Below are 20,189 nucleotides of genomic sequence, written 5' to 3' on the forward strand. Positions count from 1 at the left end.
GAATCATCCTACCCAAAAAACTAAGCCCGCACCGTCCATACAGGCGGACGGTGCGGGCTTGTTTCGCATGCGCTCATGCGCGAGGTCCATGCGCACGAGGAGGCCGCGTCTTTAGATGGTGTCGAGAGCCTGGGCGATGTCGGCGATAAGGTCCTCGGTCGACTCGATGCCGCAAGAGAGGCGCACCATGTCCGGGGTGATGCCGCAAGCGACGAGCTCTTCGTCGTTCATCTGGCGATGCGTCGCGTTTGCAGGGTGCAAACAGCAGGTGCGGGCATCGGCAACGTGCGTGGCGATCTGCGCCAGACGCAGGCTCTTCATAAACTGCTCGGCCGCGGCGCGACCCCCGTTGAAGCCAAAGCTGACCACGCCGCATCCGCCCTGGGGCAGATACTTCTGGGCGAGCTCGTGATAGGCGTCGCCCGGAAGACCCGGGTAGCGCACGAAGCTGATCTTGGGGTGCTGCTGCAAAAACTCCGCCACCGCCTGGCCGTTCTTGCAGTGCTGGGGCATGCGGACGTGCAGGGACTCCAGGCCCAGGTTGAGCAGGAAGGCGTTCTGGGGAGACTGGATGCAGCCAAAGTCGCGCATAAGCTGGGACGTCGCCTTGGTGATAAAGGCGCCCTCCAGGCCAAAGCGCTCGGTATAGACCACGCCGTGATAGCTCACGTCGGGCGTAGTGAGGCCCGGGAACTTATCGGCATGCGCATTCCAATCGAACGTGCCGGCGTCCACGATCGCTCCGCCCACGGCGGCGCCATGGCCGTCCATGTACTTGGTGGTAGAGTGGGTCACGATGTTGGCGCCCCACTCGATGGGGCGGCAGTTGACCGGCGTGGGGAACGTGTTGTCGACGATCAGCGGCACGCCGTGGGCATGCGCCGCGGCGGCGAAGCGCTCGATATCGAGGACGGCGAGCGCGGGGTTGGCGATGGTCTCGCCGAAAACTGCCTTGGTGTTGAGCCTGAACGCGGCTTCCAGCTCCTCGTCCGTGCAATCAGGGGCGACGAAGGTGCACTCAAGGCCCATGCGGCGCATGGTATGGGCGAGCAGGTTATAGGTGCCGCCGTAGATAGCGGAGCTCGCCACCACGTGATCGCCGCAGCCGGCGATATTGAAGATGGCGAAGAAGTTCGCGGCCTGGCCGGAGCTGGTCAGCATGGCGGCGGTACCGCCCTCGAGCTCGCAGATCTTCGCGGCGACGGCGTCGTTGGTGGGGTTCTGCAAGCGAGTGTAGAAGTAGCCGGACTCCTCAAGGTCGAAGAGCTTTCCCATATGCTCGGACGTGTCGTACTTCCACGTGGTGGACTGGTAGATGGGCACCTGGCGGGGCTCCGCGTCGCCGGGACGGTATCCACCCTGGACGCACGTGGTTCCGATATGTTCAGCCATAGTTCGCTCCTTCTTCAGACGCTTTCACATGCGCTCGATACGCGCACACGAGTAAAATGGTATACCCAACTCGATACGCAAAGGACTTCAACATGGCAATCAACAAGGATGAAATCTTCTTGAACCGCTCCGAGATCAAGAAGGAGGCCGCACGCCTGCATGAAATGGGCTACAACTGCGCGCAATCGGTCGTCTGCGCGATGGCACCTGCCATCGACCTCGATGCAGACGGCGCCTTTGTACTGGCGGAGGGCTTTGGCGCCGGCATGGGCGGCATGACCGAGACCTGCGGCGCCGTCTCCGGAGCCGTCATGGCCTTAAGCCAGGTGGAAAGCACCGGCCGCGACCAGATTGGCAGCAAGGTCAAGACCTACAAGCTTTCTCGCGAGCTGAGCGCCCGCTTTGCCAGCACCAATGGGTCCACGGTGTGCCGCGAGCTCAAGGGAATCGGCTCTGACGCCGGAGCCCTGCGCAGCTGCCCGGGCTGCATCGATGACGCGATCGACCTCGCCGTTGATATTCTGGTCGAGCAGGGCGCGCACGAGGCCGGCGCGCGATAGCGCCCATCTCCCCCGTGCCCTTTAGTCCCGTGCTTTTTGGAATGCGCTCCTTTGGGGACCGCAAACCCCTAGGACCTAAAACTCGGCGAAGCGCTCCTCGCCAACACTCACGTCTTCGCGACCGCCCATAAGCTCGGTGAGCGCTGCCAAAAAAGCAGCCTGCTCCCCCGCTTTGAACACCAGGTGCAGCAACACGGTATCCGTGAAATCGGTGCCCGCGATCTTGCAGCCAGAACCCGCTGCCAGATGCTGCACCTGGTCGTAGAGCGGATACGGCACGCGAACGTCCACGGAGACCACGCTGGTCATCTCCACCAGCTGCCCCGCCGAGCGCGCCGCGGCGATCGCCTCCTGCGCTGCGGCGGTGTACGCCCTCACCAGGCCGCCCGGCCCCAGAAGCGTTCCGCCAAAATAGCGTGTGGTGACGCAGCAGACGTTTTTAAGGCCGGCCCCGCGCAGCACCTCCAGCGTGGGCATGCCGCTGGTGCGCTGGGGCTCCCCGTCGTCGCTTTGGCGCTCGCGCCCGTCTAGCAAGATCCACGCCGACACGTTGTGGCGGGCATCGTAGTGACGGGCCCTCACCGTGGCGATATGGGCGTTGGCCTCGTCCTCGCTCTCAACGTGAACCAGCTGCGCGATAAAGCGGCTCTTGCGGTCGACGAACTCGCCAGTCGCCTCGACACCCTCCCTCATGGTGATGTAATCGTCCACAACTCCCCCTTTTTTCGGCGCCGCCGGCAACAAGCGCGGCCATCGAAATCCATGTCTTTCAGACACCCATTATATATGTGGAGCGTTCGATGATACGCACGGGCAAGCGCGGCGGCGCGCGGGGCGTGCTACAATACTCCATCGCAAAGCGGGCCAGGCGATCGCGCGTGCGGCATGTTCGCATGTGAGGAAAGTCCGGGCTCCACAGGGCAGGATGCTGGCTAACGGCCAGGCGGGGCGACCCGACGGAAAGTGCCGCAGAAAAGAAGACTCCCGCTGCCCGCTATATGCGGGTGAGAGAAAAGCTGAAACGGTGGTGTAAGAGACCACCAGCGTCGTGGCAACATGGCGGCTTGGTAAACCCCATCCGGAGCAAGCGCAAATAGGAGCGCCATGGACCGGCCCGGTCCGCGTTCGGGTAGCGTGCGTGGAACTGCACGGTGACGTGCAGACAAGATAAATGATCGCCCACGACAGAACCCGGCTTATCGGCCCGCTTTGCCTTTTCACCACCAACTATCCCAACGAGATACAGACAGCCGTCTACCAAGCGCGCGTAGCCTCATGGGCCGTTAGATGGGATTACCCAAACCACTTGGTGCTCGATGATTTAAAATCCCTTACGGAGTCCTTACAAACGATAACCGTATTAAGACCTCGTTAATATTGTGTAAGGTGTTATCCTATTATGTGCTTTGTAGGGTGCGGAGGGACATCCGCACGATAGGAACGTGGTTTCAGTGGACGTATCATTCTCCTATTTCATCTCGCAAGTCTTTTCCAATCCAATACTTGCAATGACGGTCGCCCTCACGCTGGGCGTAATCTTTGTCAACGGCTGGACGGACGCGCCCAACGCGATTGCAACCTGCGTGACCACGCGTTGCCTGCCGCCCAAGGCCGCGATCATCATGAGCGCCATCTTTAACTTCCTGGGCGTCTTCATCATGACCCACATCAACGCCAGCGTCGCTTCCACCATCTCCAACATGGTCGATTTTGGAGCTAACACGCAGATCGCGCTTATCGCGCTATGCGCGGCCCTGTTCTCGATCGTCGTCTACTCGGTGGGCGCCAGCATCTTCGGTATCCCCACCAGCGAGAGCCACAGCCTCATCGCGGGCCTTACCGGCGCGGCGATCGCCCTGGGAGGCGCGGACGGCGTCAACATGAACGAGTGGGTCAAGGTCCTCTACGGTCTGGTCCTCTCGCTTGGCTTGGGCTTCGCCGCGGGCTGGGGCGTTTGCAAGGTCGTAACGCTGCTCTTCGCGAACACGGACCGCCGCAAATCGAACACCTTCTTCCGCTGGGCGCAGATCGCCGGCGCCGCGGGCATGAGCTTTATGCACGGCGCGCAGGACGGCCAGAAGTTCATCGGCGTGCTGTTCCTGGGCGTCGCCTTCTGCAACGGACAGGCCTCCGTCGAGAACATGGTCATCCCCGTATGGCTCATGTTGCTGTGCTCGATCGTCATGGGCGTGGGCACCTCCGTGGGCGGAGAGAAGATCATCAAGTCCGTGGGCATGGACATGGTGAAACTCGAGAAATACCAGGGCTTCTCCGCGGACCTCTCAAGCTCGCTGTGTCTGCTGCTAGCCACCCTCACCGGCATCCCGGTTTCCACCACCCACGTCAAGACCACCGCCATCATGGGCGTCGGCGCGGTCAAGCGCCTCTCGGCCATCAACTTTGGCGTTGTCAAAGATATGCTGCTCACCTGGGTCTTCACCTTCCCCGGCTGCGGCCTCATCAGCTTCCTCATGGCAAAGCTCTTCTTGCTCTTCATCTAAGCGAATCAATATAGACGAAACGCCCGCACGGGCGATGTAGAACCCCAATCAAGCGGTACAAAAGGAGCCATCATGGCAAAAAAGAACGACGCATTCTATTACGACAGCTTCGCAAAGGCGGCAGAGCTCGCCTGCAAGGCGGCAGAGAAGTTGGACGATGTCATGCGTCACTTCGACCCCGCCAAGATCGAGGACGCCGTCGCCGAGATGCACGAGATCGAGCAGAGCGCCGACGAAATTGTCCACGAGGTCAACGACGCGCTGATTAGCGCATTCATCACACCCATCGAGCGCGAGGATATCTCGACGCTCGCCAACGCGCTCGACGTTGTCACCGATCGCATCGAGGGCGTGCTCCATCGCATCTACTTCACCAACATCCAAGAAATGCGACCGGACGCGCTCATGATGTCCGCCAAGGTCATGCGTGCCTGCGAGCAGATGCATGATCTGGTTCTCGAGCTCCCCCAGTTCAAGCGCTCCAAGAGCCTGCGCGAGCACGTCATCACCGTCAACACCATCGAGAGCGAATGCGACGACCTGTTTATCAACGCCATGCGCACGCTGCACACCACCGACCTCGACCCTCTGGCCGTCATCTCCTGGCGCGACGTCTACATGTTCCTTGAGTTCGCTGCAGATTCCTGCGAGTTCGTCGCCGACACGGTCGAGTCCATCGTCATGAAGAACAGCTAGGATCCGCTGAAACGTCAGCTCGTCCTTCAGGCAATGATCTTCTACGGCTCCGCCAAGCGGGGCCTTTTTCTTAGCTATCGCCGAAAGTCGCATCACAAGAATCCCGGCGCACGCCGCATATGCCAACGCGCTTGCGTACAATAGAGCGCGTTGAGACTCGTTTGATTCGGATCCAGATGGTCATCCGCTACGAAAGGAGGGCCCATGGCCTTTTCCAACCTTACCCTTACTCGTTATTCTTGCCGCGACTACCAGAACCGCCCCGTCGAGGACGAGAAGATCGCGCAGATTATCGAGGCCGGCCGCCTGGCGCCCTCAGCCTGCAACAACCACCCCACTCGCGTGATTGTCTGCGACACCCCTGCCCTTAAAGGGAAAGCCGCCAAGGCGGCACACCATTTTGCCAAGGACGGAAGCGTCTTTGGAGCGCCGCTGGTCCTTTTGGTATGCGCTAAAGAGCAGGTTGCCTGGACGCGCAAGTACGACTCCATGAATGCCGCGCAGATCGACTCTGCCATAGTTACCGACCAGATGATGATGCAGGCGGTCGACTTGGGGCTGCAGACCTGCTGGGTGTGCCATTTTGACCCCCGTATCGCCATCGATGAATTCGACTTGCCTCAAGACGCCTACCCCATCCACATGCTTACCGTGGGCTATGCGGCAGACGCGATCGCAGAACCCGAAAAGCGGGCAGAGCGCACCATCGCAAAAGAAGACTTCCTTAACGTTCGCGCCTAGCGCCCTTATCACCTGGAAGGATAAGCATGTTCAAAGCAAGCAACGTACTTCCCGCCTTTGCAACCGCCCTGCTCTGCACCGTCTGGATGATCCTGGCGCCCATGGCGGGCATTCCGGGTTGGTCGGGCTTTGCAGGATGCACCGCGTACTTCGCAGCGCCCGGCAAAGGCACTAAGAGCCTGCCTGCGACCTTTGCCTGCGTAGCAAGCGGTATCGCCTACGCCTTGCTCTCGCTCAATCTGGGAGCGCTTATAGGCGGTCAGGCATTCGGCCTCTTCATGACCTTCGCCACCACGTTTCTCATGTGCTTTGCAGGCGGAAGCAAACTGCTCTCCTTTGTGCCCGGCGCGTTCATGGGCTCGTTTTCCACCTTTGCAGCAGGCGGCGACATGTATGCCGTAGGCGGGATACTGCTAGGAGTGCTGCTAGGCCTTGCGTGCGATACCTTGGGAAAGGCGTTGGTCAGCGCCAGCGCAAGCAGAAGCTAAGCGAATCCGTTCTAGAGCGCGGACAAAGCATCGCTGCCGCACCCGCCACTCATCCGCTACTCGTGCGCCACTCGTCCAAAAACAAAAACCTAGAAAAAAGAAGGCCTCGCACATGCGGGGCCTTCTTGGCAATAGCGATAACTATGAAATGAAGACTAGTCCAGATCGTCAGCGCCAAAGTTGTCCAGCGGAGCAAACGGGTCAGCCACAGGCATGGGCTGAGGGACAACCGGAGCGACGGGTTCCACGGGAACAGCGGAAGCAGCGGAGCCGGTGGGCGTGCTCATGAGCAGGTCGGACGGGAAGGAATTCTGAGCCTCGTCCATAAAGTGCTGGATGAGCTTGAGGTACTCGTTCTTGAAGTCCTCGCGGGAAGCCTTGAGACGGTCGATCTCCTCGATCTCGCTCTGCTTCTCTGCGAGAGCCTGACGGATGACCTCGCGGGCCTTGGCATCGGCCTCGTTGCGAATGCGCTCGGCGTTCTCCTGAGCCTCGGCAACGATGGCATCAGAGGTCTGCTGCGCAGCGATAAGGGCCGCGGAGATCTGGCGCTCAGAAGCGGTGTAATCAGGCGCGGGAGCGGGTGCGGGAGCCGGCGCGGGAGCAGCCTGGGCCTGAGCGAGCTGCGCCTGGGCCTCGGCGAGCTGCTGCTCAGAAGCGGTCAGGCGATTCTTGAGATCCACGATCTTGTTGAGCATAGCGTCAACCTCAGAGGAAATCTTCTCAAGGAAGACGTCGACCTCGGCGGGATCATAGCCGCGCTTGGCCTCAGAAAAAGTCTGGGCCTGAATATCTGCAGGGGTGATAGCCATCGAAAAATCCTTTCCGTGCCGTTAATGCCGCAACTTACTGCCGCGACCATGCATTCCTACAAGATTATACCTATCAAATACACCAAAAGACGCTCGATGAAGGTTAACGCAAGAACAGCAATAACAGGTGAGAAGTCTATACCCCCCATGGGAGGCATGATCCTCCTAAAGAAATTAAGGTACGGGCCTACAATGCCATCGAGCACCGCGCCAATGTCCGCCAGCAATCCGTTGGGGTTCATGGGAATCCATGTCAGCAGGCAATAGACGATGATCAGGATGTTGTAGAAATTGATAAGCGAATCAATAATCTGAACTAGGGTGTACGGGGTCACAGCTCTCCTACTTGGTCTTTATATAGCCCTCGGCGCGAAGCTTGGCCAGATCGGATTCCTTGACCTCGCAGCCCTCGGGCAACACGATGAAGACGCGGTCGGCGACTTCCTTGACAGACGCGCCAAGGCCGCAAGCGAAGCCATAGCTAAAATCAAGCACGCGCTTTGCAACCTCGGTGCGAACGCCGGCGAAAACCAGGGCGACGGGCTGACGGGTGCGCACGCGGCGAACGACCGTCTCGATGTCGTCATAGCTCTCCGGACGAAGAATGTATGCGGGAAGCTGAGGGGTACCGTTCACAACGGCGCTGCGATGAGCCGCGGCGTCAGCTGCCGTGGAGCTGGAAGCAGGGCTTGCCGGCGAGGGGACGGAGCGAAGGGTCTCGGCATAGCTCGACGGGGTGTCATAAGCGCCGGGACGATACGCATCGTGCGAGCGCGTGGGCGGGTTGAACGTGGTCGCATGGCGATCGGCATCGCCTACCAACTGGCCGCTACGGGTGTAGACCGCTACGGACTCCGCCTCGCCGCGACGGGTCTGGCCAAGCATGCCGTTGCCGCTGTCCTGTTCGCCATACGAGCCGTAGCCCTGGTCGTTTCCGCCATAGCCTGCGGACGAGTAATCATCGCCGTAGCCGGCATCCGCACCGCCATCGTCATAGTAATCGTCATAGCCGTCGCCCTGTGCATAGGAATCGCGGCCATAGCCACCCTGTTCCTGCCCAAAGGGGAGCTTGCTCTTGAGTTCACCTAGGAAGCCCACGTTTCCTACCTCTCTGCCCGTCGTGCGGTTAGTGTGTGAATGGTGCAGGTCAAGCCAACACGCCTGACCAGCCTATTCTACTGCAAAGGCGGGGTCAAACACCACCCTGCCAAGGCGAACGATGGTAGAACCCTCCTCGAGCGCGATCTCGAAGTCCTCGCTCATTCCACAGGAGAGCTCGTCCAAAGAAAGATCGGGGTACTCGACGGAAAGTTCGTCCCTCAACTCGCGCAATCCCGCAAACGTCGCGCGAGCCATTTTCTTATCCCCTCGCGGCGCCATGGTCATAAGTCCGCAAACGCGAATTCCATAAAGTGTCTGCAGGTGCGGTATGGCCTGGCGAACCTCGTCGACCGAAAAGCCCGACTTGGTCTCCTCGCCGCTCACGTTCACCTCAAGCAAAACCGGCTGCGCGGCGTCAAGCAGGCCATCCTCGATGCGACGGGAAGCGCGGCTTGCAACGGCTTCTGCCAGGTGCAGCGAACTGATGGAATGGATAAGGTCCGCACGTCCCAAAACCGCGTTGATCTTATTGGTCTGCAAGTTGCCGATCATGTCGAAGCGCACGTCCGGTATACCCGCGCCGGCAGCGCGCATCTGCTCCAGGCCGTCGATCTTACGGGCGAGCTCCTGCGGGCGGTTCTCACCAAAAGCTCGGTAGCCGGCGGCAATGGCGGCCTGGACGTATTCCACATCCACCGTTTTGGACACGGCGATAAGCTCAACGTCCGCAAGCGTGCGACCGCTTTTGCTCAAAGCCGTATCCATGCGGAAGAGAATCTCCTCGCGACGGCGCCTCAATTGATCCTGCAAGCTGATGTCCATACGACCACCTTCGCCAAATAACCATGTGAGCACATACTAGCGCACCTTTGAGGCGGCACCCCCGCGCAACGCATCTCGTAACACGGTATGCGCAAAACAAAGGCGCTTCGGGAACGTGCCCAAAGCGCCTAGCGCAATCTATAAGGAAGAAAACCGCTAGTCCTCGTCCTCATCTTCTGCATCGAGCTCGCGAATCAAAGTGGCAAGCTTCGCGCCAACCTCGTCCAAAGGCAGGTCGGCAACGTAGCGCGCGTCAGACTTGGGCTCCAGGATAACACCCTCGCCAGACGGGATGCGCATGCTCTCGAGCTCGCCCTCGTCCGCCTCCAGGATGTCGGAGGCGCTCCAGCGCTGACCGGTCAAAAGGAAGGTCAGGCGCGTACCGATCTCAACGGAGACGCTGGAGATGCGCTCCAGGTAGCGGGAGGTCATGATGGTGCGGCGAAGGTCGTCGTAAGCGTGCTCATCGGGCTCCTCGACGGAGACGATGTGGTTGTACACGCGGAAGAACTCCTCGTAGACCTGACGCACCGGCTCGTCCAGGTCCATGAGCGAGCGCATGGCGGACAGGTCGTTGTTGACCAGGGCCGTGGCGGTGGCGCCCAGAACCTGGTAGACCAGCGAGGCCTCGGTCTCGATGAGCTCGACCAGCTCGTTGGGGATCTTGAGATCGGCATTGGCCTTGTGCTTGGCGCCGCGGGCGATGGAGCGGACGTGGTCGCTCATGCGGGCAAGGTTGAAGTTCACGTAGATGATGGTCTGCAGCAGACGGAAGTCGGAGGCGACCGGCGACTGCGTGGCGATGAGGTTGTAGCAGACGGCCTCGAGGTTGGCGCAGCGGGCATCGATCTGCAAGGTGGCCTTCTTAGCCTTGTTTGCAAGCTTCTTGTCGTTTAAGACAAACGCCGAGATGGCGTCATGAAGCGTGAGGTCGACTGCCTCGAAGATGGAGAGCATCTCGTGACGTGCCTCGACTAGCTGACGGGAAAACAGTTTGCGCATTCTTGGCTCCAATCAGACGAGCGCGGGCGAATACAAACCCGCAACCGATAATGACCGGTCGGCTGTCCAATCAGCCGAATCGACCGGTGATATAGTCCTCCGTGCGCTTATCCATCGGACTAGTGAAGATAGCGTCGGTCTGACCATACTCAATCAGTGTAGCAGGCTCTCCGGCAACTTCCTGCAAGAAGAACGCGGTGTAATCGGAGATACGGGCGGCCTGCTGCATGTTGTGCGTAACGATGATGATGGTCATCTCGGGCGCGAGCTCGGCCATCAGGTCCTCGACCTTCTGAACGGAGGTGGGATCGATGGCTGAGCAGGGCTCGTCCATCAAGAGCACGTCCGGCTGAACCGCCAGCACGCGGGCGATACACAGTCGCTGCTGCTGTCCGCCGGAGAGCGCCAAGCCGTCCTTAGAGAGCTGATTGGATACCTCTTTCCAGAGGTTGGCGCGCTTCAGGGACTCTTCGACTATGTCGTCGAGGTCGCTTTTGCTAGTCACGCCCTGCAGTCGAGGGCCAAAAGCGACGTTCTCGTAGATGGATTTAGGGAAGGGGTTGGGCTGCTGGAAGATCATGCCCACGCGGCGGCGCAGATCCACCGGATCGACGCCCTCGGCGTAGATATCGGATTCGTCCAGCGTCATGGTGCCCTCGATACGGGTCCCCTCGATAAGGTCGTTCATGCGGTTCATGCAGCGCAGAAACGTCGACTTACCGCAACCAGAGGGGCCGATGAACGCGGTGATCTTGTTTTTAGCGATGTTGAGGTTGACGTCGGTAAGAGCATGGAAGTCGCCGTACCAGAAGTCGAAGTTCTGGGCGATCAGCGCGCTCTCGGTTACTGCGGGTGCGGACTGGTATACGGACACGGGATAAGCTCCTTACTTGCTCTTTCGCGACAGGTGGCGGGCGAAGAGATTGAACGCGAGAATGATGACCATCAACAGCAGCGCCGTACCGTAGGCGGCGTTCATGTTGATGCCGTCGTTGGCCAGAAGGTACAGGTGCACGGTCATGGGGCGACCGGAATCAAGCGGCGTGACGGGCATGTTGATTGCCTGGCCCATAGTGTAGAGCACAACGGCGGTCTCGCCGATGGCGCGGCCGATACCCAAAACGATACCCGTGGCGATGCGGCCGAAAGCGGAGGGAAGCACGATCTTAGAGACGACCTGCCACTTGGTGGCACCCAAGCCGTAGGCGCCCCAGCGGATGTAGCGGGGAACCGAGCGGATGGCCTCCTCGGTGGTGCGCATGACGATGGGCAACATGAGCAGCGCCAGCGCGAGCGCGGCGGAAAGCATCGAGAGTCCCAAACCCATGGCCTCGACAAAGAGCGCGTAGCCAAACAGGCCCATAACGATCGAGGGCACTGAGGCCAGCGTGTCGGCGGCATAGCGAATGGTGTTGACGAGCCTGCCCTGCTTGGCGTACTCGGCCAGATAGACGGCCGCCAAAACAGCGATGGGCGTGCAGATGAGCATCGCCAGCGCCGTCACGTAGATAGTCGAGACGATGGTGGGCCAGATACCGCCCTCCGCGTTGACGCCGTGGGGCCAGCCGAAGATGAAATCGAGCGAGATATGCGGAAGGCCGTTGACGACGACGTAGGCGATGATGGCCACCAGCACCAGCGTGGTGATGGCGGCAGCCAGGCGAAAGACCCCAAGCATCACTTTGTTGGAGGTGTTCTTGGAGATACGGCCCTGCTTGCCGTGCGAAAGGGCGCGCTTGATGCGCTGCGAGGAGCTAAGCTGCTCGGTAGAGGTAGAAGCGTCCTGAGCCATCGCCTACCCCTCCTTCCTCATCTTTGAGAGAACGCGGACGATGCCCACCAGCGCGGCGGAGATGATGAAGAGCACCACGCCCATGCCGAACAGGGCGGTGCGGTGCAGGCCGGACGAGTAGCTCATGTCGAGCGCGATCTGGCTGGTGAGGGTGGATACGGGGCTTGAGATGGAGTCCGGGATGACCGGGGCGTTGCCGACCACCATGAGGACGGCCATGGTCTCGCCGATAGCGCGGCCCATGCCCAAAACCACCGCGTCGACGATGCCGAAGCGCGCAGCGGGGATAACGACCTTGTAGATAGTCTGCCACTTGGTTGCGCCCATGGCGTAGGAGGCCTCGCGGATACCCATGGGGATGGAGTTGAGCGCGTCGATAGTGAGCGTGGTGATGGTGGGGACGATCATGATCGCCAGCACGAACCACGCGGTAAGCGCGCCGAAGCCCATGCCGCCGGTAAGCTCGGCCACCACCGGGCGGATGATGACCATGCCGAAGAAGCCGTAGATGATCGACGGGATGCCGGCCAACAGGTCGACGGCGGGGCTGATGAGGGCGCGCACGCGGTCGGTCGCGATCTCGGTGAGGTAGACGGCGGTGCCCACGCCCAAAGGAACGCCCAGCACCAACGCGCCTACGGTCACCAGACCGGAGCCCGCGAGGAGCGACAGGATGCCGTACTGTCCCTCCGTGGGAGCCCAGGTGAAGCTGAAGAAGTTGGCAAGGCCGATATCCGTGAAGACCGGAGCGGCCTGCATCATGGTGAAAGCGAAGATCAAAAGAACGGTGACCACAGCAAGGAAGGCGCAGCCAAAGAACAGGTACTGCAACCCCTTTTCCTTAAGGTAGGTGCTGCGGGATACCAGGGCAAGATCGCGTTTGCGCGATTGAGACGTCACTTGGACGTTGGAAGCGGTATCGCCCATGTGCTACTCCTCCCCTGCTTCAGAGCCATTGCCGGCGGGAATGAAGCCGGCCTCGCGAATCTGCTCGTCCATTTCCTCGGACAAGACGTAGTCGATATAGCCCTGTGCCTCATCCGTGGGCTCGCCCTTGGTGAAGAAATACAGGTCGCGGGAGATGGGGTAGCCGCCGCTGGCGACCGTCGCCTCGATGGGCTCCACGTGGTTCACGTTGATGGCGCGAACCTGGGTCTCGGCGTACTTGGACTCCACGAAGCCCATTGAGATGTAGCCGATGGCGCCGCGGGTGCGGCTGACGACGTCGCGCACCTGGCCGGTGCCGGAAAGTACGGCGGCACGGCGGTCGAAGGGCTCGCCGTCCATGATGATGGACTTGAACGCCTCGCGGGTGCCGGATGCCTCGTCACGGTTGACGAGCTGGATAGCGAGGTCCTCGCCGCCCACTTCCGACCAGTTGGTGATCTTGCCCGCATAGATATCGCGAAGCTGCTCGGTCGAGAGGTTCTGGACGGGGTTGTCCGGGTTCACGATGACGGCGATGCCGTCGTGCGCGACCGGGATGGTGGTGAGGCCCAGCTTTTGCTCTTCTTCGTTAAGACCGCGCGAGGAGGTCGCGATCTCCGCCGTCCCATTGGAGACGGCCTCGATGCCGGCGCTGGAGCCCAGGCCGGAGACGAGGACGCTGAGCCCCGTCTGCTCGGTGTAGGCTTCAGCGGCGACCTCGGCGATGGGCAGGCAGGTGGTCGAACCCGCCACCGTGATCTGGCCATCCGAGGCACCGGAAGAGCATGCAGAGATTGATAGGGCTGTTGCCAGGGTGAGGGCCCCGATAGCGATGCTCGCTAGAGGGCCACGGCTATGGCGGCGTGGCGACCACAAGTGCCGTTCTCCGCCCGGTACGAGAAGAACCGGTCGTTGAGACGCACGGTCGAGAGCCGCAAGTCGTGAATTGCGCACGGAGGAACTCCAATTTCTTCGAGCGACTGACGTATGCACGCGGACAGATCCAAAAGCCGCGATGCGGTTTCTGCAATGGTATCAAATTGTAAAGAGAACTTATGCATCAGGTCATCAGACACCTGATATTCGTCCCCTTGAATATGCGGGCCAATATACGCAGAAATAGCGGATGGGTCGACTCCCGTCTCCTCGCACAGCGCGCGGGCCGCCTTTGCTGCGATACGGGCATATGTGCCCTTCCAGCCGGAATGAACCACGGCAAAGCCATTGTTTCCGCAGGTCAGAATAACCGGTACGCAATCAGCGAAGCAGAGCATGACGGGAACTTGGCGGGCGGTGCATACGATGGCGTCCGCGCCCTGCGCAACCCGCTCGCGAATACTCTCGAGATAGCCTGCACCAGAATTTCGCACCGCCACCACGTCATCACCATGAACTTGGTTGGGAATTATCAGGGCATTGTAAAGGTTTTCAACTCCCAGCGCACGCAAGACTAAAAGCCTATTATGCTGTACTGCTTCAAGGTCGTCTCCAACATGGCTTCCCAGGTTAAGCGAGGCATACGGAGGCTTGGAAACCCCTCCTGTGCGCTCGGTGAAACCAAAGGCGATATCGGCATCACGAGACCCCACAAGGGTCACGCCGTCAACGGTAAAGCGCTCCACAGCATCGACCACCAATCATCAGTATCTGCATAACGGAACGGGGCGAGAACGCTTCCGCCCTCGCCCCAAACTCATTTGGTATACGTTGTACCCGCAGCACGCGATCCTCACACGCCGCGCTTCATTTTAGTCACCACCGGATGCGCGGGAGCTCTCAACCACCTCGATAGCATCCGGCTGGATGAGCGCCGGCAGTTCATATGGGTTGTCAACATCTTTGGTCGCTACCGCAAAGCGGACATCGACCACATCGCCCGCGCGCAGGCTCTGCACATCGACATCCTCCCCCTGTTCCGTCACGCGGGTGTTCTCCCCTGGTGAGTCACACCCAACCGCATGGCGATCTGCTCTTGACTATATCCCCTGCCCTGCCGCAGGGCGACCAAACGCTCCCCGAACCCCTTGTCCATCGCTTCGCCTCCCATAGAAAAGCCGCTTCGATACATCCACCATCTCACAATCGGGCAGCCTGTCCTAGCAACCAGCGCTTGCATGGGTCAGATTATGGCAACCATATCGTGCAAAGGGGCCGCACGGGGTGCGAGACGTGTCTGCACGAGAGCATAAGCTCGAGAAACAAGAAGACGCCCCGACGTTGATGCCGGGGCGCCCTATATAAGCAAGCTATCGTACTGAAAAAACGTTAGAACGTGCCGCGCTTAAGGAAGTCGGGCAGCTCGAACTGGTCGTTGCCAAAGTTGGGAAGCTCGGTGCCGCCGATGTTGCGGGTGGGAGCGGCCTGGGCGGCGTGCTGGGGAGCAGCCTCCGCCTTTGCCTGGGCCTGGGACTGAGCAAAAAGGTCATCCTGGCGGTTGACGTTGGAATCGGAGAAGCCGGTGGCGATGACGGTGATGCGAACCTGATCGCCCAGGGACTCGTCCACAACGGTACCGAAGATGATGTTGGCCTCGGGGTCGACGGCGTTGGCGACAAGGTCGGCGGCGTCGTTGATCTCCTGGATGCCAAGGTCCTTGGAACCGGCGATGGAGAGCAGGACGCGGGTGGCACCATCGATGGAGCTCTCGAGCAGGCGGCTGGAGATGGCCTGCTGGGCAGCGTCGACCGCGCGGGAATCGCCGGAGGCGACGCCGATGCCCATCATAGCGGTGCCAGCCTGGCGCATGATCGTCTTGACGTCTGCGAAGTCCAGGTTGATGACGCCGGGGACGGTGATCAGGTCGGTAATACCCTGGGTACCCTGGGAAAGGACCCCATCGGCGTTGGAGAAGGCCTCCAGCATGGTGGTCTTCTTCTCGGCGATGTCGAGGAGCTTATCGTTAGGGATGACGATGAGGGTGTCGACGCTGTCGGACAGGGTCTTGATGCCCTCCTCGGCGGCCTTCTTGCGCTTGCGGCCCTCAAAGGTGAAGGGCTTGGTGACGACGGCGACGGTCAGCGCGCCGACCTCGTTCATAGCGATGTCCGCAACGATGGGAGCAGCGCCGGTACCGGTGCCACCGCCCTCGCCAGCGGTGATGAAGACCATGTCGGCGCCAGCCAGAGCCTCGGCGATGTCGTCGCGGCTCTCGTCAGCTGCCTTGCGGCCGACCTCGGGGTTGGCGCCGGCGCCCAGGCCGCGCGTGAGGTCGGTGCCGATGTGCACCTTGATGTCGGCATCGGAGATCGCCAACGCCTGCGCGTCGGTATTGATGGCCACGAACTCGACGCCGCGGATACCCTCTTCAATCATTCGATTGACCGCGTTGGTACCGCCGCCGCCGACACCGACCACCTTGATGACGGCAAGATAGTTGTTGATCTCGTTCTCGTGCATGTGTCGGTCCTCCGAACATCCGTATACGCAAGATTGCGAATAAACAACGGTAATGATAACCCTCAAGTTAAGATTAAACCTAGAGATAAAACACGTTATCTTTGCATGTTTTCCCGATAAAAGTCAAATGCATACGCCCCCAAATGTGAATTTAACAAACAAACAGCAGGTAGACCAGCTGACCATTCACCGAGAGCTGGGATTTTGTCCAAGGCATCACGTGGGAACGCTGCGGAATGTATACGCATTGGGCGTTCGCACGTTGATGAAGGTGACTCCCTGCTCCTGCTGGAGCAGCTGCGTCACCACACGCTCCTTCAGGGCGATATCGTCAGGCGGGCCGAGCGCGATCTCCACTCCGGAGTCAAGGTTTGCAGAAATCGCCTCCTCGGACGCAATGGAGATATCTTTGATCTGGGCGACGAATTCCGGCGTGAAACCCTTCGCGTAGGCGATGCCGTCCAAGACCAAATCAGAGGTGACGTCATCGCCACTTGACGGAGACACATCGGCGGAAACGTCGCACAGCAGAATCGCGTTCGACTGCTTGGCAAGGGCCTCGGCGGCATCTTTGCCGGAAAGCGCGGTGATGCCCTCGGGCAGCGCAGTCGCCGCCGTATCCACTTGATCCTGAGCGTCCGCATCCTGCGAGGCGCCATCTTGGGTAGCGCTGTCCTGGGAATCGGCGACGACGGGCTCTACGTCATCGACGATGTTGCCGTCCGCATCCACGTACACGCTCAGCGACATGGGCGCAATCCAGCACGAATCATCCCCGATCGCCCACGCGATATCATCCGCGGCGATATAAGCGATCGCTATCACCGTTCGCTCGTGCGGGGTGATGACAAGAGTATGGGGAAACTCGCGCTCGATATCCACGCCGGAGACCCATGGGTTCTTCTTGAGCGCGCTCGACAGCTCGGCTTCGTTGACGTTGAAGAGCGTTGTCCCCTCTTTGATGTCGATCAGCTGCTCCGCTTGCCCCTGCGTCACATGGACGCTGCCCTCTATCTTGATCTCGGTAGCGGCGAACAAGCCGGAGTTCAAGATAACGATGGCGGCGACTGCCAGCGCCAGCACGCCCAGCAAAACGGCGGCGATGGCCGCTCGCGGAACACGGGGCACCGGCAGCTTAGAGGCGATGGCCTTTGCACCGGATGCGATCTTGCCGGCGGGACGCGGCTCCTTGGCAGGCGCTGCCTGGGGAGCCGGGGTATTTAGCGCGCGCGCCGTTACGGGGCGCGAACCCTTCTTTATTGATTGGTTGAGAGTTGGCACGGCGGCCTTGCGCATGCCGGCTTTCTTGATGCCCTTGCCAGACATGGGAGCGGCGGCGGGTTTTGCCGGAACGCTTTGAAGTCCGCGGGGAGCCGGCCCCTTTCCAGAGACCTGCTTGGCGGGTCGCTTAGCCTTAATGCTTGCCGCAACCCTGCTGGAGGTTTTGCGAGACGGCGCGGTATAGGCGCTGATAGGTTTTTTGGGAGCGGGAACCGAAGCTGGACGCGTGGCAGGAGCGGAGCTTGAAACGGGGCGCTTCTGCGCAGCGGTCGCCTTGCGGAACGTGGGCTTCGCGGCTCTAGAAGCCGAGGAATTTGACTTCCGGTTGGAGCTCGACGCCATACGTTTCCTTTACCTTTCCGTGCACATGTCGAATAACCGCCGCGACATCATCGGCCGAAGCGGTCCCTTTGTTCACGATAAAGTTAGCGTGAATCGTCGAGACTTCGGCGCCGCCTATAGAAAAACCCTTCAATCCACAGTCCTCGACCATCTTTCCAACACTCATGTCGGGCGGATTGCGAAACACCGATCCGCACGAGGCGGAACCGATGGGCTGCGTGCGGCGACGGCGCGCAAGCGAGCGCTCCATCTTAGTCCTGATATCGGCCTTGTTGCCGGGGGCAAGGCGAAGCGTAGCCTCCAGAACGATCTCGTCGCGCGGCAGCGTGTTGGTGCGATACCCCCACGTGACGTCATCGCGACCGTAATGGCGAATGCCCTCGCCCGCCTTATAGGTAAGAACGTCTTGGACCAGGGCGCCTATCCACTCATCGCGCGAGCCCGCGTTCATGGATATCGCGCCGCCCACGGTACCGGGAATGCCGACGGCAAACTCCAAGCCCGAGAGCTCACGGCTCAACGCCTCGTTAACCAAGCGCGCCAGCATGGCGCCGGCGCCGGCGGTAATAGTTACGCCGTCATCGGCGAGCACAAAGCGGCTGAACTCGCGTCCCAGCGAAATCACCGCACCCTGGTAGCCGTCATCGGCGACAAGCAGATTGGAACCCTTGCCGATAATGACCCACGGCACCTGCTCGCGCCCCAGAACCTCCACGGTCCGGCGCAGCGAGTGGTAGCTATGGCAGGTGATGAAGAGGGACGCCTTGCCGCCGATGCGGTAACTGGTATGGCGAGCAAGGCGCTCGTCCTCTACAACCTCGGTATCGATGAGTCCCGAGAGGGACATGACAGCGTTGAACAGACCCATGGCGATCTAGCGGTCGCCATCGAGCTGCTGCACGTGCTCGAGGTAGTCGGGACCCACGGTGGTGACGTCGCCGGCGCCCATGGTGATCAGCAGGTCGCCGTCCGAGACGGTCTCATCGATGCACTGCATAAGGTCGGCGCGATCGGCAACGTAGCGCACGTCCATACCGGGATGCAGCTCGCGCACCCTGTCGGCAAGCATCTTGCTGGTAACGCCCGGAATGGGCATCTCGCCCGCAGGGAACACGTCGATCAAGATGAGCTTGTCGGCGTCCGCGAAAGCGTTGGCGAAATCATCGCGCAGCGCCTGCAAGCGCGAGTAGCGATGCGGCTGGAACACAACGGACACGTGCTTGAAAGCAAGCTCCTTTGCCGCGGCAAGGGTCGCCTTGATCTCGGTGGGATGGTGGCCGTAATCGTCCACCAACGTCACGCCGTTGACATCGCCCACATGGGTGAAGCGGCGGCGCACTCCCTCAAAGCTGGAAAGCGCCCGGGCGGCAGCGTCCACGTCCAACCCAAGCACGTAGCTCACGGTGAGCGATGCGGTGGCGTTGAGCATGTTGTGATGGCCGGGGTTGTGCTTGATGGAAACCTCATGGGTGGTGCCGTCGGGCAGCTTCACCGTAAAGGTTGCGCCGATGGCATGCATCGACTCGCCGGGGATGCAGACCACGTCGTTATCGGCATCGACGCCATAGGTGATCACGCGACGGCCGGTGGAACGGGCAAGCTCGGCCAGGCGCTTCTGGTCGCCGCACGCGATAACGCAACCGTCCTCGCCCACCAAATTCATGAACGTGCAGAACGTCTCCTCGATCTCTTCAAGGGACGAGTAATGGTCCATGTGGTCCGCCTCGACGTTGGTAACCACCACCACGTTGGGGTTGAGGTACAAAAATGAGCTATCGGACTCGTCCGCCTCGGCGACAAAGAACTCGCCCGAGCCGTTGCGGCCGTTGGTGTCATAGCCCTCGACGATGCCGCCGATAAGGAAGCTGGGGTCCAGGTCCATACGGTCGAGCATGGTGGCGCACATAGAAGACGTGGTGGTCTTGCCATGCGTACCCGCCACGGCGACAGTGGTGTAGCCCTGGCCCAGCGCAGAGAGCATCTTGGCGCGAGGCCACACGGGAATACCCAGCTCGCGTGCGCGAACCAGCTCCGGGTTGGTCTCGGGAATAGCGGTCGAAACAACAACCACCTCGGGCTTGACCTCATCGATGGTCTTGGCCTCATGGCCAATATGGATATCGACGCCGGCTCGGGTGAGCTGGCGGATGTAGCGGGAGGTCTTGAGGTCCGAGCCGCTCACCGCGTAGCCGCGCTCATGCAGCACCAGCGCGATGCCGCTCATGCCGGCGCCGCCAATACCAATGAAATGCGCGCTCTTAAACGCGGGCGCCTCGGTTGTCTCGGGTACTACGATGTTCGACATGCCTACTCCTCGTAGCGTCGCTTACATGATT

22 protein-coding genes and 1 other RNA gene are annotated in these 20,189 nt (G+C 60.7%); 6 read left to right on the forward strand and 17 right to left on the reverse strand.

The annotated features are described in order from the left end of the window. Positions 1-111: 111 nt before the first annotated feature. Positions 112-1,392 carry an O-acetylhomoserine aminocarboxypropyltransferase/cysteine synthase family protein gene (locus tag HMPREF9452_RS02885; RefSeq protein WP_009140605.1) on the reverse strand — a complete coding sequence of 427 codons (1,281 nt, stop codon included), beginning with the start codon at positions 1,390-1,392 and terminating at the stop codon, positions 112-114. 92 nt (positions 1,393-1,484) lie between these two features. Here HMPREF9452_RS02885 and HMPREF9452_RS02890 point away from each other — a divergent pair, with 92 nt between their 5' ends. Continuing rightward, the gene (locus tag HMPREF9452_RS02890) at positions 1,485-1,952 is read left to right on the forward strand and encodes a C-GCAxxG-C-C family protein (RefSeq protein WP_009140606.1); all 468 of its coding nucleotides are present in this window, start codon (positions 1,485-1,487) and stop codon (positions 1,950-1,952) included. 75 nt (positions 1,953-2,027) lie between these two features. On the opposite strand, the gene HMPREF9452_RS02895 is transcribed toward HMPREF9452_RS02890, so the two are convergent. Further along, positions 2,028-2,663, reverse strand: a complete 636-nt coding sequence (locus tag HMPREF9452_RS02895; RefSeq protein WP_009140607.1) for an IMPACT family protein — start codon at positions 2,661-2,663, stop codon at positions 2,028-2,030. 145 nt (positions 2,664-2,808) lie between these two features. Here HMPREF9452_RS02895 and rnpB point away from each other — a divergent pair. The 5 genes from rnpB to HMPREF9452_RS02915 all read left to right on the forward strand — a co-directional run bounded on the left by rnpB (position 2,809) and on the right by HMPREF9452_RS02915 (position 6,378). Next, an RNA gene (rnpB, locus tag HMPREF9452_RS11235) (RNase P RNA component class A) lies at positions 2,809-3,167 on the forward strand. A gap of 236 nt (positions 3,168-3,403) precedes the next feature. Beyond that, positions 3,404-4,453: an inorganic phosphate transporter gene (locus tag HMPREF9452_RS02900; protein ID WP_009140608.1), complete on the forward strand. Its 1,050-nt coding sequence runs from the start codon at positions 3,404-3,406 to the stop codon at positions 4,451-4,453. Positions 4,454-4,525: 72 nt separating this feature from the next. Further along, positions 4,526-5,149, forward strand: coding sequence for a DUF47 domain-containing protein (locus HMPREF9452_RS02905; protein WP_009140609.1), 624 nt, complete (start codon positions 4,526-4,528; stop codon positions 5,147-5,149). A 204-nt stretch (positions 5,150-5,353) separates the two neighbouring features. Next, positions 5,354-5,890, forward strand: coding sequence for a nitroreductase family protein (locus tag HMPREF9452_RS02910; RefSeq protein WP_009140610.1), 537 nt, complete (start codon positions 5,354-5,356; stop codon positions 5,888-5,890). 26 nt (positions 5,891-5,916) lie between these two features. Next, positions 5,917-6,378: a DUF1097 domain-containing protein gene (locus HMPREF9452_RS02915; RefSeq protein ID WP_009140611.1), complete on the forward strand. Its 462-nt coding sequence runs from the start codon at positions 5,917-5,919 to the stop codon at positions 6,376-6,378. A 155-nt stretch (positions 6,379-6,533) separates the two neighbouring features. Here HMPREF9452_RS02915 and HMPREF9452_RS02920 read toward each other — a convergent pair whose 3' ends face one another. The 15 genes from HMPREF9452_RS02920 to murC form a co-directional block, all read right to left on the reverse strand. Next, positions 6,534-7,190 (reverse strand): DivIVA domain-containing protein, encoded by a 657-nt coding sequence (locus HMPREF9452_RS02920; protein ID WP_009140612.1) that lies wholly within the window; start codon positions 7,188-7,190, stop codon positions 6,534-6,536. A 56-nt stretch (positions 7,191-7,246) separates the two neighbouring features. Beyond that, complete coding sequence (locus HMPREF9452_RS02925) at positions 7,247-7,525, reverse strand: YggT family protein (RefSeq protein ID WP_009140613.1); 279 nt, start codon at positions 7,523-7,525, stop codon at positions 7,247-7,249. 7 nt (positions 7,526-7,532) lie between these two features. Further along, positions 7,533-8,288: a cell division protein SepF gene (locus tag HMPREF9452_RS02930; RefSeq protein WP_009140614.1), complete on the reverse strand. Its 756-nt coding sequence runs from the start codon at positions 8,286-8,288 to the stop codon at positions 7,533-7,535. 72 nt (positions 8,289-8,360) lie between these two features. Then, on the reverse strand, positions 8,361-9,113 hold the full coding sequence (locus HMPREF9452_RS02935; RefSeq protein ID WP_009140615.1) for a YggS family pyridoxal phosphate-dependent enzyme: 753 nt from the start codon (positions 9,111-9,113) through the stop codon (positions 8,361-8,363). A 156-nt stretch (positions 9,114-9,269) separates the two neighbouring features. Next, complete coding sequence (locus HMPREF9452_RS02940; protein WP_009140616.1) at positions 9,270-10,115, reverse strand: phosphate signaling complex PhoU family protein; 846 nt, start codon at positions 10,113-10,115, stop codon at positions 9,270-9,272. Between the two features lie 70 nt (positions 10,116-10,185). After that, positions 10,186-10,989, reverse strand: coding sequence for a phosphate ABC transporter ATP-binding protein PstB (gene pstB, locus HMPREF9452_RS02945; RefSeq protein WP_009140617.1), 804 nt, complete (start codon positions 10,987-10,989; stop codon positions 10,186-10,188). Positions 10,990-11,001: 12 nt separating this feature from the next. Beyond that, positions 11,002-11,907: a phosphate ABC transporter permease PstA gene (pstA, locus tag HMPREF9452_RS02950; protein ID WP_009140618.1), complete on the reverse strand. Its 906-nt coding sequence runs from the start codon at positions 11,905-11,907 to the stop codon at positions 11,002-11,004. 3 nt (positions 11,908-11,910) lie between these two features. After that, positions 11,911-12,834 carry a phosphate ABC transporter permease subunit PstC gene (gene pstC / locus HMPREF9452_RS02955; RefSeq protein WP_009140619.1) on the reverse strand — a complete coding sequence of 308 codons (924 nt, stop codon included), beginning with the start codon at positions 12,832-12,834 and terminating at the stop codon, positions 11,911-11,913. Between the two features lie 3 nt (positions 12,835-12,837). Continuing rightward, positions 12,838-13,710 (reverse strand): phosphate ABC transporter substrate-binding protein, encoded by an 873-nt coding sequence (locus HMPREF9452_RS02960; RefSeq protein WP_009140620.1) that lies wholly within the window; start codon positions 13,708-13,710, stop codon positions 12,838-12,840. Then, positions 13,674-14,456: a polyphenol oxidase family protein gene (locus HMPREF9452_RS02965; RefSeq protein ID WP_009140621.1), complete on the reverse strand. Its 783-nt coding sequence runs from the start codon at positions 14,454-14,456 to the stop codon at positions 13,674-13,676. Before HMPREF9452_RS02965 ends, HMPREF9452_RS02960 begins: the two co-directional genes overlap by 37 nt. Positions 14,457-14,582: 126 nt before the next feature. Then, a complete protein-coding gene (locus tag HMPREF9452_RS11725) occupies positions 14,583-14,756 on the reverse strand; it encodes a hypothetical protein (protein WP_009140622.1) in 174 nt (57 codons plus the stop codon). A 343-nt stretch (positions 14,757-15,099) separates the two neighbouring features. Further along, positions 15,100-16,230, reverse strand: coding sequence for a cell division protein FtsZ (gene ftsZ, locus HMPREF9452_RS02970; protein WP_009140624.1), 1,131 nt, complete (start codon positions 16,228-16,230; stop codon positions 15,100-15,102). Between the two features lie 216 nt (positions 16,231-16,446). Next, on the reverse strand, positions 16,447-17,853 hold the full coding sequence (locus HMPREF9452_RS02975) for a cell division protein FtsQ/DivIB (RefSeq protein WP_009140625.1): 1,407 nt from the start codon (positions 17,851-17,853) through the stop codon (positions 16,447-16,449). Beyond that, complete coding sequence (gene murB / locus HMPREF9452_RS02980) at positions 17,810-18,721, reverse strand: UDP-N-acetylmuramate dehydrogenase (protein ID WP_009140626.1); 912 nt, start codon at positions 18,719-18,721, stop codon at positions 17,810-17,812. The genes HMPREF9452_RS02975 and murB overlap by 44 nt, the downstream gene beginning before the upstream one ends. 6 nt (positions 18,722-18,727) lie before the next feature. Beyond that, positions 18,728-20,158, reverse strand: coding sequence for a UDP-N-acetylmuramate--L-alanine ligase (murC, locus tag HMPREF9452_RS02985; protein WP_009140627.1), 1,431 nt, complete (start codon positions 20,156-20,158; stop codon positions 18,728-18,730). Positions 20,159-20,189 lie beyond the last annotated feature (31 nt).

The organism is Collinsella tanakaei YIT 12063 (assembly GCF_000225705.1).
Classification (GTDB): domain Bacteria; phylum Actinomycetota; class Coriobacteriia; order Coriobacteriales; family Coriobacteriaceae; genus Collinsella; species Collinsella tanakaei.

Bases quoted from the DNA above. Each gene is read 5' to 3' on its own strand.
- HMPREF9452_RS02905 (WP_009140609.1), top strand. From the start codon at position 4,526: ATGGCAAAAAAGAACGACGCATTCTATTACGACAGCTTCGCAAAGGCG.
- HMPREF9452_RS02920 (WP_009140612.1), bottom strand. From the start codon at position 7,190: ATGGCTATCACCCCTGCAGATATTCAGGCCCAGACTTTTTCTGAGGCC.
- pstC (WP_009140619.1), bottom strand. From the start codon at position 12,834: ATGGGCGATACCGCTTCCAACGTCCAAGTGACGTCTCAATCGCGCAAA.
- HMPREF9452_RS02940 (WP_009140616.1), bottom strand. From the start codon at position 10,115: ATGCGCAAACTGTTTTCCCGTCAGCTAGTCGAGGCACGTCACGAGATG.
- HMPREF9452_RS02885 (WP_009140605.1), bottom strand. From the start codon at position 1,392: ATGGCTGAACATATCGGAACCACGTGCGTCCAGGGTGGATACCGTCCC.
- ftsZ (WP_009140624.1), bottom strand. From the start codon at position 16,230: ATGCACGAGAACGAGATCAACAACTATCTTGCCGTCATCAAGGTGGTC.
- HMPREF9452_RS02890 (WP_009140606.1), top strand. From the start codon at position 1,485: ATGGCAATCAACAAGGATGAAATCTTCTTGAACCGCTCCGAGATCAAG.
- HMPREF9452_RS02910 (WP_009140610.1), top strand. From the start codon at position 5,354: ATGGCCTTTTCCAACCTTACCCTTACTCGTTATTCTTGCCGCGACTAC.
- HMPREF9452_RS02975 (WP_009140625.1), bottom strand. From the start codon at position 17,853: ATGGCGTCGAGCTCCAACCGGAAGTCAAATTCCTCGGCTTCTAGAGCC.
- murC (WP_009140627.1), bottom strand. From the start codon at position 20,158: ATGTCGAACATCGTAGTACCCGAGACAACCGAGGCGCCCGCGTTTAAG.
- pstA (WP_009140618.1), bottom strand. From the start codon at position 11,907: ATGGCTCAGGACGCTTCTACCTCTACCGAGCAGCTTAGCTCCTCGCAG.
- HMPREF9452_RS02935 (WP_009140615.1), bottom strand. From the start codon at position 9,113: ATGGACATCAGCTTGCAGGATCAATTGAGGCGCCGTCGCGAGGAGATT.
- murB (WP_009140626.1), bottom strand. From the start codon at position 18,721: ATGGGTCTGTTCAACGCTGTCATGTCCCTCTCGGGACTCATCGATACC.
- HMPREF9452_RS02915 (WP_009140611.1), top strand. From the start codon at position 5,917: ATGTTCAAAGCAAGCAACGTACTTCCCGCCTTTGCAACCGCCCTGCTC.